We start from the raw sequence: 13,527 nt of genomic DNA on the forward strand, positions 1-13,527 counted from the left end.
ATTGGACTTATAGGAGCTCCATATGTGGGGACGTTTTACCTCGCACCTGTATGTGCGAATCTGGCTGGCTGTTGTCGCTACAGTGCTGGTCCTCACTTTTCTGGTGGGCGCGGCGTGGCGCCTGAGCGCCGACCCGCCGCAGCTGCCGATACGCGAAGTGCTGGTGCACAACGACAAGGGCGAAGTCATCGGCACAGCGCAAACCAAGCCCGACCGCAAACCCGGTGACGGCCTGGAATTTGACGTGCTGACCAAAGACGGCCAGACCCTGAACCTGGTGTTGCCGCGGCCCAAACGCCCACCCGGCAACAACCCGTGGAACCGCCCTCCGTTTGGTTTTGGCTGGATGCTGGTCGTGGTCGGCCTGGCCGTGGCGCTGGGCGCCTACCCCGTGATGCGAAGGCTGACGCTGCGGCTGGAAGCCCTGCAGCGCGGCGTAGAGCGCTGGGGCGCCGGTGATTTGTCGGCCCGCGTTAACGCAGACGGCAAGGACGAGGTGGCCTTCCTGGCCAGGCGCTTCAACCACGCGGCCGAGCGCATCGAAACCCTGATGGAGTCGCACAAATCGCTGCTGGCCAACGCGTCACACGAATTGCGCTCACCACTGGCGCGTATCCGCATGGGGCTGGAACTCATGGGCACCGACGCCGCATCACCGCAGCGCAAGGAAATTTCCCGCAGCATCTCCGAACTCGACCAGCTGATCGACGAGATATTGCTGGCCAGCCGCCTCGACGCCAAGCAGGCCGACGCGGAGCCTTTTGAAACCCTGGACCTCACGGGCCTGGCGGCCGAAGAATGCTCGCGCGTCAATGCGGAGTTGAGCGCAGAGCTGAGCCAGGATTCCAGCGGCGCCGGCCTTGGCATTGATGCCGATAGCCACAGCCTGACAGTACAGGGCTCTCCACGCCTCTTGCGCCGGCTGATTCGCAACCTGCTGGAAAACGCGCGGCGCTATAGCACCGGCGAGATTAACCTCGAGCTGGCACAGGCCCGGGCCGGCGCAAAACAGCGGGCCGTGATCAAGGTGCATGACCGCGGCCCGGGCGTGCCCGCCGAGCAGCGGGAGCGCATTTTCGAACCTTTTTACCGGTTGCCCGGCGCCAGTGAACGCGAAGGCGGCGTGGGGCTCGGCCTGGCCCTGGTGAAGTCGATCAGCCAGCGCCATGGCGGCAGCGTTCGTTGCGAAGCCCGGCCTGGCGGCGGCGCGACTTTTGTTGTTGAATTGCCGGTCGCCCACCCATAAACGTGAAATAAATCACGAAGTACGGCCTCCAGCAACACTAAACCGCGCGGTCTCCTCTATTTGGAGAATGGTCAGACAGCGTGTAATCGCCGACATTTCTTCCCGTTGCTGTCACAACAATGGATAGGGGAAAAGGGGAACTAAAAGGGACTAAAAACCAAAACGTCGGTGAAACATTTCAATGATTCCCAACGACATCTTCCTCACGGAAGAAGTTTGCAAAAGCCACCTCGCGGTGGCTTTTTTTTGCCTGAAGACATGGCGGCGCGCCCTTTGATACGCTCAGGGATTCAGCCACCCACAGGAACCCCATGAGCCTTGCCACCACACCCCCAGCTCCCGCCGTCCCCCAGGGCTTCTTCCAGCTTGCCGAAGACCGGATGCCGCTGATGCCGCGGGAGGCCATGTCACCCGCGCAGCAGGCCGCTGCAGACACACTGATCGCCGGCCCGCGCAAGGCCGTGTTTGGCCCGTTCATTCCCCTGCTGCGCAGCCCGCAGCTCATGGGCCGCATCGGCGACGTGGGGGCTTACCTGCGCTTTGAAAGCGCGCTGGACGCGCGCATCCGCGAACTCGTTACCTGCGTGGCGGCCCGCCATACCGCCAACCAGTTTGAATGGCTGATGCATGCGCCGCTGGCGGTGGCTGCGGGCGTGAGCCAGGCCACTGTGGACGCGATCGCCGAAGGCAGGCAGCCGCGCGAACTGGCCGCCGATGAGGCCGTCGCGCTGGACCTCACGTTCGAAGTGCTGCGCCAGCACGGCTGCTGCGACGCCACCTACGCCGCGGCAGTGAAAACTTTCGGCGAACAGGGTGTGGTCGAGCTGGTCAGCCTCGCCGGCTATTTTGTGATGGTGTGCTGGGTGATGAACGTGGCGCGTACGCCGACCCAGGGCAAACCGGGTTTTTCGCCGCTGGCGGCCTTCCCCGCCTGACCGGCCTAATTTCCCACCCGGGGAACCGGTGGCAGCGCCGCCAGCACCCGCTCGGCGCCCATATCGTTCAGGCAGCGCGTATGGCCCAGCGGGCATTCGCGCTCGAAGCAGGGTGCGCAGTCCAGCGGCGGCTGGTAGGCGGCATCAGCTTTGAGCCACAGCACGGTGGCCTTGTCGCTTAGCGGCGGCGTATGCAGGGGGCTGGACGAGCCGAAAATCGCCACTTGCGGCACACCGAAGGCCGCAGCCACGTGCATCAGTCCCGAGTCATTGCTGATCGTGCTCTGGCTTGCGGCGATCAGGCACAGCGCCTGCACCAATGAGGTCTTGCCCGCGAAGTTCAGGCATTTGCCGGGCTGCGCCGCGTTCACGGGCGCGGCGATTTCTTCGCAGAGCGCCGCCTCCTTGCCGGAGCCCAGCAACACTACCGGCAAAGCCAGCCGCGCGGCGAGTTCTGAAAAGTGACGGGCGGGCCAGCGCTTGGCAGGACCGTATTCGGCGCCGGGCGCAAACACGTAATAGCCGCCGCGTTGCAGGCCCAGTTCAGCCAGCGCCTGCTCAATTTCAGCGGGTGCCATCTGCAGTTGCGGCCGGTCTTTGTCGAGGTCCGCCCCACCGCTCAACGCTGAATAAAACGCCACCATGGGCGGCTTGTTCTTCGGATTCTTGAGCCGGTGCGTGAGCAGGCCCACTCGCGCTTCACCGAAATAACCGATGCGTTCCGGGATGCTGGCCAGAAAAGGCAGCAGTGCGCTTTTCAGCGAATTGGGCAGGACATAAGCTTTGTCGAAACGTCCCTCGATGCGCCTGGCAAGCGCGCGACGTTCGCGGAACTGCAAGCCGCCGTGTGCAAAGGGAAATTCAATGACATCGGCCACCTGCGGCATCGCCCGGTAAACCGGCGCCACCCAGGACAAGGCACCTACCGTGAGGCGTTCGCCGCGCGCATGCAAGCGGCGCATGAGCGGCTCGGTCATGACGGCGTCACCAATCCACTGAGGTGCGATCACGAGCGAGTGAATTGCACCCTGTGAGCCAGATCTGTCGTCGGATTTATGGCTCATTGCGAAGGATGGCAACATCAAAATCTTTGCGAGCGCACGGGATGGCCTGCTTGCGATACTTGGCGACAAATTCTCTCGCCTCGTCCAATGTCTTTGGATAACGGACAGTTTCGTTGCCTTCCCGAACGGGCTGAAAAAGAAATCCGTTGATTACCAGGAATCTTACTTTTTCCCACTGCCGGGTATCGCGGGATTTAGGTGCCGAGAATTTGCGGCTCAAAACGACGAGCTGGCCGCCACATTCTGGGCATAAGCGGGCGGTCACACTCCGCGGTTTTTTGAATGTCTTTCGGCAGTCCAGGCAGGCGTGCGGAAAGAGAACACCTTGAACGTGTTTCTCTTTTACAAAATAGCTGTGATGTTTGAAGCTGCCCATCAGAATGAAAGGCGACCGCGATTAGTGATGTCCGCCGAAGTGCTCGCCGGCTTTCAGCGCGTAAACCGTGCCGCAATACGGGCACTTGGCCTGGCCGGTTCGGGCCACGTCCAGGTAAACCTTGGGGTGGCTATTCCAGATTTTCATGTCGGCCTTGGGGCTGGGGCAGTAGACGCCGCCCTGGGCATTCAGGTCGGAGGCCAGCAGTTCGACAGAGGATGAATGGAGAGTCGTCGTGGGGGTGTTCATGTTCGGCTTTCTTATTCAGGGGGCACTCAGACCTTAGCCAGCCAGTGGGCATATTTAGGATTGCGGCCGTTGACGATGTCAAAGAACGCGCTCTGGATTTTCTCGGTGATGGGGCCGCGCGAGCCGGCGCCGATTTCAATGCGGTCGAGTTCGCGAATCGGCGTGACTTCGGCGGCCGTGCCGGTGAAGAAGGCCTCGTCGGAGATATACACCTCGTCGCGCGTGATGCGTTTTTGCACGAGATCCAGGCCCAGGTCCTTGCAGATGTGCAGGATGGTGTTGCGTGTGATGCCGTTGAGCGCGCCTGCAGACAGGTCGGGCGTGTAGACCACGCCGCCCTTGATCACAAAAATGTTTTCACCCGCGCCTTCGCTGACAAAACCTGAGGCGTCGAGCAGCAGCGCTTCGTCGTAGCCGTCATCCAGCGCTTCCATGTTGGCGAGGATGGAGTTGGTGTAGTTGCTCACCGCCTTGGCCTGCGTCATGGTGATGTTGACATGGTGGCGGGTGTAGCTGGAGGTCTTCACACGGATGCCGCGCTTCATGCCTTCTTCGCCAAGGTAGGCGCCCCAGGCCCAGGCCGCGACCATCAGGTGAATCTGGTTGCCCTTGGGGCTGACGCCGAGTTTTTGCGAGCCGATCCAGGTCAGCGGGCGGATGTAGCAGGACTCCAGCTTGTTCTCGCGCACGACGGCTTTCGTGGCTTCGTTGACTTGATCCTGGGTAAAAGGAATCTTCATGCGCAGAATCTTGGCGCTGTTGAAGAGGCGCTCGGTGTGCTCTTCCAGTCGGAAAATCGCCGTGCCGCCCTGGGCGTTGTAGGCCCGCACGCCTTCAAACGCGCCGCAGCCGTAATGCAGGGTGTGGCTCAGCACGTGGATCTTGGCGTCGCGCCAGTCGACCATCTGGCCGTCCATCCAGATTTTGCCGTCGCGGTCTGCCATGGAAGGAATAACTGGGGACATGGTGCTGATCCTGTGGTGAATGTCGTGGAATGGTTGTGCTGTATCGGCGCGCCGCCGGCAGCAGCAGCCGGAAATGCGGTGCCAGGCCGGGCAAAACCCGAAAGTCTGATTTTACGGTGCGGGCGGCGCTGCGCCCCCGGCCTCAGGCGAATCCGCGGGCACGGGGCGGAAGAGTTCATGGTGCGACAGTTTGCCGCCCACAAAGGTGCAGGTGACATGCGACTCGGAACCGTCTGTCCAGCGGAAGATTTCGGGCTGTTCGTCCTTGGCCGACTGCAGCAGGCCCAGCGCCCGCGTCATCGCCACCACATGTAGCAATGTCATGCCGGGCCGGAGCTTGGCGTTGAGCATGACCGCGCTGTCGACATAACCGATGGGCCGGTTGGCTGCACGCTTCAAAACCTGCATCATGCGGGTGAAATGCAGCAGCACCCACATCACGAGGGCGCTGGCAGCGGCGGCTACACCGGCCCAGCCGTAAAAGCGGTACGCCAGCAAGACCCCGGCGATGCCGGCCACGGGAACAATGATTTTCTGGAAGTTCATGGCCGTATTTTCGCAGCCACCGGGGACGCCAACGTTGCGGGGAGTGCGTAGCGGCATGAAAAAACCGCCGAAAGCGGCCTCCAGGCAGCGTGGAGAGCTCTTTTTAAGCCAAAAGCGGCTGCTACCCAATCAGATATTGCGCCAGCAGCTATGTTTTTAATAGCGCTTGTTAACTGCCGCGTTGTGCCCAACCGGTCGCCAGCGCATACGCCCAGTCAGGACGGCCTCGCCCGAATGCCGCTTTGGATGCCGCCATGTGGTCATAGGGCACGGCGCGCAGGTCCACCCGCCAGCCCTGGGCGGTTTTTTCGACGACCGCGTAACGCGCGTGCGGCGCACCGTTTTCCACCACATGCGGGTGAGGATGGTCGTCGTCATAGGCCTGCAGGCCGACGCTGCCGGGATTGACGACAAGCAGGTTGCCGCACTGGGCCATGCGCGGCACATGGGTGTGGCCGCAAAGGACCAGCGAATGCGCCTGTGGGCTCTCGCCGCCAAGCCGCAGGAAAACTTCTTCGCCCGTGGCGGGCCGGATACCGGTCGGATGCGCGTCAGGAAAACCGGGCACCGTAGTTTCCATCCAGTAGATCAAATCGCTGCCGGGCGTTCCGTGGCACAGCAGCACATCGCCGCCCGCCAGCTCCAGGTGCGCGGGCAGCGCCCTGATCCACGCCACCTGCGCCGACGTCAGCTGGCCCGCGGTGTAGCCGTCAGTGCCGAGTGGGTCGAGGTGCTGGCCCTGGTCCAGCAATTCCAGCACCTGCCGCTCGTGGTTGCCGCGAATGGTGGTGAAGTTGCGGGCCATCAGCAGGTCGGCCGTTTCCGCGGGTTGCAACGGGCCGCTCAGGATGTCGCCCAGGTTCACGGTCTGGTCAACACCCTGCCCGGCAATGTCCGCCAGCACGGCCTCAAGCGCCAGCAGGTTACCGTGAATGTCGGAGATGACGGCGAGTTTCATGGCCCTGATTGTGCAATGCCTCAGCTCAGGCTGCGCACCACTTCCATGGCCTCTTCCACGCGCTCGACGGCGTGGATGGTGAGGCCTTCAATCGGTTTCTTGGGCGCATTGGCCTTGGGCACCACGGCAACGCTAAAGCCCAGCTTGGCCGCTTCCTTCAGGCGCTCCTGGCCGCGCGGGGCCGGGCGCACTTCTCCGGCCAGCCCGACCTCACCAAAGGCAATGAAACCCTTGGGCAACGGTTTACCGCGCAAACTGGAGGTGATGGCCAGCATCACGGCCAGGTCGGCCGCCGGCTCGCTGATGCGCACGCCGCCCACGGCGTTGACGAACACGTCCTGGTCCATGCAGGCAACACCGGCATGGCGATGCAGCACCGCCAGCAGCATGGCCAGGCGGTCGCGGTCCAGACCCACCGAAAGGCGCCGCGGGCTGGGCCCGCCGTTGTCGACCAGCGCCTGGATTTCAACCAGCATGGGGCGCGTGCCTTCCAGCGTGACCAGCACGCAGCTGCCGGGCACGGGCTCGCTGTGCTGGCTCAAAAAGATCGCGCTCGGATTGGCCACACCCTTGAGGCCTTTTTCCGTCATGGCGAACACACCGATCTCGTTGACCGCACCGAAACGGTTCTTGATGGCGCGCACGAGGCGAAAGCTTGAATGCGTGTCGCCTTCAAAGTACAGCACGGTGTCCACCATGTGCTCGAGCACACGCGGGCCGGCGAGTGCTCCCTCCTTCGTGACGTGGCCGACCAGCACGATGCACACGCCGCTGGACTTGGCGGCACGCGTCAGGTGCGCCGCGCATTCACGCACCTGCGCGACCGAGCCGGGCGCCGACGTGAGCTGGTCGGAATACACCGTCTGGATGGAGTCGATCACGGCAATGGCCGGCTGCGTGGCCTCCAGCGTGGCGAGGATTTTTTCTAGCTGGATTTCCGCCAGCACCTTGACCTGCGAGCCGTCCAGCCCCAGCCGGCGTGAACGCAGCGCGACCTGCGCGCCGCTTTCCTCGCCGGTCACGTAAAGTGTGTTGAGCCCGGCGCGTTGCAGCGAATCCAGCGCCTGCAGCAGCAAGGTGGACTTGCCGATGCCAGGGTCGCCGCCAATCAGCACCACGCCGCCCTCGACGATGCCGCCGCCCAGCACGCGGTCCAGCTCTTCGTGCCCGGTGGGCGTGCGCTCCATGTCGGTGGCTTCGATGTCGGCCAGGGCGGTCACGTCAGAGGCCTTGGCCAGTGACTGGAACTGGCTGCTGTAGCGGTTCTTGACCGGCGCACTGTTTTCCGCGGCCGACTCGATCAGCGTGTTCCAGGCGTTGCAGTGCGGGCATTTGCCCAGCCATTTGGGGCTGGTGCCACCGCATTCGGTGCAGGTGTAAATCGTTTTGTCTTTGGCCATGCGCGATATTACTGTATAAATAACCAGCTTTTGCGTTTTGGTAATGATGGCGGGTCCTGTTCATCCGCGCAACCTGCCAACCCCCACCAAACTCCGCCATGCCTCACCTGAACATTCAATACACCGCCAACCTGGATAACCTCACCGACATGAACGCCATGTGCCACACGCTGGCCGCCACACTGGTGGCCCTGCGCGGCGAAGACGGCGTGGCGCCGCTTTTCCCGGTGGCCGGTACGCGGGTCATGGCCTGGCCGGCGCCGCACTTTGCGGTGGCGGACGGCCAGCCCGACCGCGCCTTTATCTACCTGAACCTCCTGATCACCCCCGGCCGCAGCGAAGCCATGAAAAAGCGGGCCGGCGACGCCCTGCTGGCCAGCGCCAGCGCACACCTGGATGGGGTGTTCGCGCAGCACGCCGTGGGCATGACATTGCAAATCGACGAAGGCGCCCCCGTGTATGAAGGCAAGCGCAACAACCTCGCCGCGCATCTGGATACCGCCTGATCCTGCACAAAATCGCATCTTGCACAACAATGGCTTTTTCGCGCCCGCCAGCGGCGCCACAGCAGCCCCCACCCATTCCACGAGGTCACACCATGAACATTTCGCGCCGCCAGCTCATCCAGTCATCCAGCGCTGCAGCACTGCTCACAAGCATCGGCCAGCGCGCCTGGGCCCAGGCCATTGACAGCACCAAAGTCATCGTCGGCTTTGCGCCCGGCGGCACCGCCGACATCGTGTCGCGGCGCGTCGCCGACAAGCTGCACCCCGGTTATGCCAAAAGCGCCGTGGTGGAGAACAAGACCGGCGCGGGCGGGCAAATCGCCGTGCAGTTCGTCAAATCTGCCGCGCCCGACGGCGCCACCGTTTTGCTGACGCCCATGTCCATGCTGGGCATCTACCCGCACACCTACAAGAAGCTACCGTACGACCCGGTAGCCGACCTGACCCCGGTATCTGCCGGCGCGATCTTCGACTACGGCTTCGCCGTCGGCCCCATGGTGCCGGCCAGCGTCAAAAACGTGCCGGATTTTCTTGCCTGGTGCAAGGCCAACCCAGGCCAGGCCAACTTCGGCTCACCGGCCGCCGGCTCATCGCCGCACTTCATCGGCGCGCTGCTGGGCCGTGCCGGCAACGTGGACTTGCGCCACGTGGCTTTTCGCGGCACCCAGCCCGCCGTGCTGGACATGGTGGGCGGCCAGATTGCCGCCGTGTCGGGGCCGACCGGCGAGTTCACCCAGCATGTCGCGTCGGGCAAGTGCCGCCTGCTGTCGACCAGCGGCCCCAAACGCAGCCGCTTTACCCCCAACACGCCGACGCTGCTGGAGCAAGGCTTCAAGGACATGGCGTTCACCGAATGGTTCGGCTTCTTCCTGCCCGCCAAAGCGCCGCAGGATGTGGTGCAGCGGCTGAATGCCGGCATCCGCTCCGCGCTGGCCTCGCAGGACGTGATCGACGGCCTCGCGGTGTCGTACCTGGAAGCGGCCCCGACCTCGCCCGCACAGCTGGCCGCCATGCTCAAGGCCGATACCGAGTTGTGGGGCCCGCTGGTCAAGGCGGTGGGTTTCACACCAGAGGGTTGAGCCCCCACGCTTTTCACTTCGCCTTCGGCTGCGTGTAATGCGCTGCCCCCCGAGGGGGCGCTGCGCCTGCGGCCCCTGCTGGCCTTTCGCTTTTGGGATTAGGAAATGGAGACATGAAACGATGAAGGTATGTATTTATGGCGCTGGCGCCATTGGCGGCTGGATAGGCCACGGGCTCGCTCACGCAGGTTGCCGCGTCAGCGTGGTGGCGCGCGGCGCCACGCTCGATGCCCTGCAGCTGCACGGTCTGCGGCTGAACCAGGGCGGCAAGATCACGTCGCAAGCTGTGTCCTCCAGCGCCGCGCCGGCCGACCTCGGCGTGCAGGACCTGGTGGTGCTGGCCGTCAAAGCGCCTTCTCTGCCCGAGGTGGTGCGCCGGATCGCGCCGCTGATTGGCCCGGAAACGATGGTCCTGACCGCCATGAATGGCGTGCCCTGGTGGTTCTTGCAAGGCTTCGGCGGGACGCTTGAAGGCACCCAGTTGACTTCAGTGGACCCCGGCGGCGAACTGGCGCAGGCCATTCCGGCAAAGCACATCGTCGGCTGCGTGGTGCATGCCAGCTGCTCGCTGGATGAGCCCGGACAGGTGCACCACCACTTCGGCAACAAGCTCATCATCGGCGAGCCCTCCGGCGAGAAAACCGCCCGGGTGCAGCAGCTTGCGGCCCTGCTTGAAAAAGCCGGCTTTGAAGCGCCGGTGTCGGAGCAGATCCAGAAAGACATCTGGTTCAAGCTCTGGGGCAACATGACCGCCAACCCAATCAGCGCGCTGACCGGTGCAACCATGGACCTTGTTCTTGACGACGAACTGGTGACCGGTTTTACCCACAGCGTGATGCTTGAGGCCAAGGAAATCGGCGCGCGCATCGGCATCCCGATCAACCAGACCCCTGCGGAGCGCCATGTCGTCACGCGCAAGCTGGGTGCTTTCAAGACATCCATGCTGCAGGATGTGGAAGCCGGCAAACCGGTCGAGCTGGACGCGCTGGTGACGGCTGTGCGCGAGCTGGGGCAACTGACGGCGGTACCCACACCCTATACCGACGCTTTGCTCGGGCTGGCCCGGCTGCAGGCGCGTGTCAAAGGTCTTTATTGACCCAAAGATTTTCCGGATTTTTCTCAACCACTTTTCAGGAGACAGCATGAAACACATCGGCGTTATCGGCGCATCGGGCCTCATGGGACACGGTATTGCACGCAACCTGCAGGCCAAGGGATTCAACGTCAGCCTGACCGTGCACCGCAATACGGAACGCGTGGCCGACCTGCTGGCCGCCGGCGCGAAGCAGGCCGCAAGCCCCGCCGAGCTGGGCGCGTGCGACGCGGTGATCATTTGCGTGACGGGATCGCCGCAGGTCGAGGAGACCCTACTCGGGGCCCATGGCGTACTGTCAAAGGCGCGCGCAGGGTTGATCGTGATCGATACCTCCACCAGCGAACCCGAATCCACACGCCGCCTGGCCGCCCTCTGCGCCGAACGTGGCGCGACGCTGGTAGACGCACCGCTGGCGCGCACACCAGTCGAAGCCGAGCTCGGCAAGCTCAACACCATGGTGGGCGCCGAGCAGGCCGTGTTCGACAAAATTCAACCGGTGCTGGCGGCCTATTGCGAAAACATTTTTCACGTGGGCGGCCCCAGTGCCGGCCACATCATCAAGCTGCTCAACAACTTCATCGGCCAGGCGATTTGCACGGCTACCGCCGAGGCCTTTGCCGTGGGCGCGCTGGCGGGTATTCAGCCGCAAAAGCTGGTGGAAGTGATTTCGGCCGGCGCGGTGAACTCGGGCCTCTTCCAGGCCATGGCCAAGACACTGAACGGTGACTTCAACGGCCTGAAGTTTGAGCTGGACAACGCCCGCAAGGACCTGCGCTACTACACCCACCTGGCCGAGATGGTGAATGTTCCTTCTCTCGTGGGCGAGGCCGTGCACCAAAGCCTGGCCACCGCCAGCGCGCTGGGCCAGGGCAAGAAATTTGTCACCGCCCTTGTGACGGCGCAGGAAAAACTCACAGGCGCCAAAATCACGCCGCAGTGAGCCGCGGTTCGACGGCGCCTAAAGCGCCTTGGCGTACACGACAAAGCCGGAGTTTTCCGCCACCTGGTCATACAGCCTCATGGCCGCGGTGTTGGTTTTGTGGGTTTGCCAATAAACGCGGGTAGAACCGGCGGCTTGGGCCTTCTCGTACACGGCTTCAATCAGCGCCTTGCCAACGCCTTGGCCGCGCACGGCTTCGGCGGTGAACAGATCCTGCAAATAACAGACCGGCGCAATGCGGGTAGTGCTGCGGTGATACAGGTAATGCGTGAGGCCCACAAGTTCGCCGTCAGACTCCGCCACCAGGGCGTGGACAGGCTCATACGCATCAAAAAAGCGCGACCAGGTCATGGCGGTGATGTCGTCAGCCAGCGCCGTCTCACCGGATCGGCCGTAGAACTTGTTGTAGCCCAGCCAAAGGGGCAACCAGGCCTCGAAATCCTGCGGCGCTATGGGACGAACGGTGATGGATGAAGCCACTGGCATGGACACCTCTTGATGATGGCAGGCAGGGTTGATGCCGGAGAGAGCGGGTATCAGTCGTTGAACGCGACAGGCTGGGTAGTGCCGGCCTTGTTGCGCACGACAACCGTGCCGGCGAGCTTGTCGTGCCAGCCCTGCTTGCGGGCGTCGAAAGCCACCCAGAAAAAACCCAGGCAAAAGGGAATGGTGGACAGCACGTAACCGATGTAGCGGATGACGAACTGGCCTGGCGTGGCCTTGAGGCCGGTCCTGGCGTCCACGATGCGGGCAGCAATCGCCATTTTCCCGGGTGTCGCCTGCCGAACGATCCAGAAGCCCACGACCACTACAGCCGGAATAACCCATGAGATCAGGAAATCCGCCGGTCCCTGAACCAGCTTTGTGCTGTTCCAGTAAGCGGTGCCGTAAATGACCGTCAGTAGCGGGAAGATCAGCACACAGAACAATACGGTATCAATCAGCGATGCCCAGACGCGTATCCAGAAGCCGGCATATTCAAGTTCTGATGTTTCCATGGTTCTTTTTTCCTGAACAAGTTTGCAGTCACAGCGGATTCAGTCCGCCACCGCCGGCACACGCTGTGCCACCGCGCACATGAGCTCATAACCGACGGTGCCGCCGGCGTGCGCCACTTCGTCGATCGGCAGCACCGCGCCGCTGGAGGCGCGGCCCCACAGCGTCACCTCGGTGCCGATGCCCGCGCCGGGCACGGGAGTGAGGTCCACCGTGATCATGTCCATGCTGACGCGCCCCACCATGCGGGTGCGCACGCCATTCACCAGCATCGGCGTACCTGTGCTGCAGTGGCGCGGGTAGCCGTCTGCGTAACCGCAGGCCACCACGCCGATGCGCAGCGGGCCGTCGGCCGTGAAACAGGAGCCGTAACCCACGGTATCGCCGGCTTTGAGCTCCTGGATGCCGATGATTTTCGATGACAGCGTGATGGTGGGCTGCAAATCCCAGTCGGCCGCGCTGTGCTCAGGGAAGTCGGGCGCGCTGCCGTAAACCAGGATACCGGGCCGCACCCAGTCGGAGCGCCCGGCCAGCACATCGCCGTGCCGCAAGGTGGCGGCGCTGTTGCTGAGAGTGCGTTCACCCGGCAGGTCGTGCGTGACGGCGTCAAAGGCCTTCAGCGCCGCGGCGATGCCTTTAGGGCCGTCCGCATCGGAAAAATGCGTCATCAGCGTGATCTCTTCGACCTGGGGCAATGCATTCAGGCGCGTCCACGCCGCACGGTAGCGTTCGGGCGCGAAACCCAGCCGATTCATGCCCGAATTCATCTTGAGGAAGACACGGTGCGGCAGCTGCGTCTTGTGGGCAGCCAGCATGTCGATCTGCTCGTTGCAGTGAATGGCATGCCACAAGCCCAGGCGGGAGCACAACTCGAGATCCCGCGCCTCGAAGCAGCCTTCCAGCAACAGGATGGGGCCGCGCCAGTCCAGCGCGCGCAGGCGCTGCGCTTCAGCCAGGTCCAGCAGCGCAAATCCGTCGGCACTGCGCAGCGCATCAAAAACACGTTCGATGCCGTGACCATAGGCATTGGCCTTGACGACGGCCCAGACCCGCGCATCGGGCGCGGCAGCGCGCGCGCGGGCAAGGTTGTGGGCAAGCCCGGCGGTGTGAATGGTGGCAAGAATGGGACGTGGCATGGCGCAGTAAATTGTTTTCCGGGAGCGTGGCAGGC

At 63.4% G+C, this 13,527-nt stretch carries 16 protein-coding genes; 6 read left to right on the top strand and 10 right to left on the bottom strand.

The genetic code is table 11. The annotated features are described in order from the left end of the window. Nucleotides 1-22: 22 nt before the first annotated feature. Together ACXJKE_RS16710 and ACXJKE_RS16715 are read left to right on the top strand one after the other, a co-directional pair. A complete protein-coding gene (locus tag ACXJKE_RS16710; RefSeq protein WP_457281719.1) occupies nt 23-1,246 on the top strand; it encodes an ATP-binding protein in 1,224 nt (407 codons plus the stop codon). A 311-nt stretch (nt 1,247-1,557) separates the two neighbouring features. Then, entirely contained in the window at nt 1,558-2,181 is a 624-nt protein-coding gene (locus ACXJKE_RS16715; RefSeq protein WP_457281720.1) for a carboxymuconolactone decarboxylase family protein, read from the top strand. 5 nt (nt 2,182-2,186) lie between these two features. Here ACXJKE_RS16715 and waaF read toward each other — a convergent pair whose 3' ends face one another. The 7 genes from waaF to radA all read right to left on the bottom strand — a co-directional run bounded on the left by waaF (nt 2,187) and on the right by radA (nt 7,739). Continuing rightward, nucleotides 2,187-3,245 (bottom strand): lipopolysaccharide heptosyltransferase II, encoded by a 1,059-nt coding sequence (gene waaF / locus ACXJKE_RS16720; protein ID WP_457281721.1) that lies wholly within the window; start codon nt 3,243-3,245, stop codon nt 2,187-2,189. Beyond that, entirely contained in the window at nt 3,235-3,621 is a 387-nt protein-coding gene (locus tag ACXJKE_RS16725; protein WP_457281722.1) for a hypothetical protein, read from the bottom strand. The genes waaF and ACXJKE_RS16725 overlap by 11 nt, the downstream gene beginning before the upstream one ends. A 21-nt stretch (nt 3,622-3,642) precedes the next feature. After that, nucleotides 3,643-3,870: a zinc-finger domain-containing protein gene (locus ACXJKE_RS16730; RefSeq protein WP_457281723.1), complete on the bottom strand. Its 228-nt coding sequence runs from the start codon at nt 3,868-3,870 to the stop codon at nt 3,643-3,645. A gap of 26 nt (nt 3,871-3,896) precedes the next feature. Then, nucleotides 3,897-4,835 carry a branched-chain amino acid transaminase gene (locus tag ACXJKE_RS16735; protein ID WP_457281724.1) on the bottom strand — a complete coding sequence of 313 codons (939 nt, stop codon included), beginning with the start codon at nt 4,833-4,835 and terminating at the stop codon, nt 3,897-3,899. A 111-nt stretch (nt 4,836-4,946) separates the two neighbouring features. Beyond that, nucleotides 4,947-5,381, bottom strand: a complete 435-nt coding sequence (locus ACXJKE_RS16740) for a glycerate kinase (RefSeq protein WP_457281725.1) — start codon at nt 5,379-5,381, stop codon at nt 4,947-4,949. A 169-nt stretch (nt 5,382-5,550) separates the two neighbouring features. Then, complete coding sequence (locus ACXJKE_RS16745; protein ID WP_457281726.1) at nt 5,551-6,339, bottom strand: metallophosphoesterase family protein; 789 nt, start codon at nt 6,337-6,339, stop codon at nt 5,551-5,553. Nucleotides 6,340-6,359: 20 nt separating this feature from the next. Further along, nucleotides 6,360-7,739, bottom strand: a complete 1,380-nt coding sequence (gene radA / locus ACXJKE_RS16750) for a DNA repair protein RadA (protein WP_457281727.1) — start codon at nt 7,737-7,739, stop codon at nt 6,360-6,362. Between the two features lie 98 nt (nt 7,740-7,837). Here radA and ACXJKE_RS16755 point away from each other — a divergent pair, with 98 nt between their 5' ends. From ACXJKE_RS16755 to ACXJKE_RS16770, 4 genes are all read left to right on the top strand, one after another. Beyond that, complete coding sequence (locus ACXJKE_RS16755; RefSeq protein ID WP_457281728.1) at nt 7,838-8,245, top strand: 5-carboxymethyl-2-hydroxymuconate isomerase; 408 nt, start codon at nt 7,838-7,840, stop codon at nt 8,243-8,245. A gap of 92 nt (nt 8,246-8,337) precedes the next feature. Then, nucleotides 8,338-9,324, top strand: a complete 987-nt coding sequence (locus tag ACXJKE_RS16760; RefSeq protein ID WP_457281729.1) for a Bug family tripartite tricarboxylate transporter substrate binding protein — start codon at nt 8,338-8,340, stop codon at nt 9,322-9,324. 121 nt (nt 9,325-9,445) lie between these two features. After that, on the top strand, nt 9,446-10,420 hold the full coding sequence (locus ACXJKE_RS16765; RefSeq protein WP_457281730.1) for a 2-dehydropantoate 2-reductase: 975 nt from the start codon (nt 9,446-9,448) through the stop codon (nt 10,418-10,420). A 46-nt stretch (nt 10,421-10,466) separates the two neighbouring features. After that, complete coding sequence (locus ACXJKE_RS16770; RefSeq protein WP_457281731.1) at nt 10,467-11,360, top strand: NAD(P)-dependent oxidoreductase; 894 nt, start codon at nt 10,467-10,469, stop codon at nt 11,358-11,360. An 18-nt stretch (nt 11,361-11,378) separates the two neighbouring features. Here ACXJKE_RS16770 and ACXJKE_RS16775 read toward each other — a convergent pair whose 3' ends face one another. Genes ACXJKE_RS16775 through alr form a run of 3 tightly spaced genes read right to left on the bottom strand, consistent with a single transcriptional unit; the run spans nt 11,379 to nt 13,492 of the window. Then, a complete protein-coding gene (locus ACXJKE_RS16775) occupies nt 11,379-11,846 on the bottom strand; it encodes an N-acetyltransferase family protein (protein ID WP_457281732.1) in 468 nt (155 codons plus the stop codon). Between the two features lie 50 nt (nt 11,847-11,896). Beyond that, a complete protein-coding gene (locus ACXJKE_RS16780; RefSeq protein ID WP_457281733.1) occupies nt 11,897-12,358 on the bottom strand; it encodes an RDD family protein in 462 nt (153 codons plus the stop codon). Nucleotides 12,359-12,397: 39 nt separating this feature from the next. Then, complete coding sequence (gene alr, locus ACXJKE_RS16785; RefSeq protein ID WP_457281734.1) at nt 12,398-13,492, bottom strand: alanine racemase; 1,095 nt, start codon at nt 13,490-13,492, stop codon at nt 12,398-12,400. Between the last annotated feature and the right edge of the window lie 35 nt (nt 13,493-13,527).

This window comes from Polaromonas sp. P5_D5, from assembly GCF_054049435.1.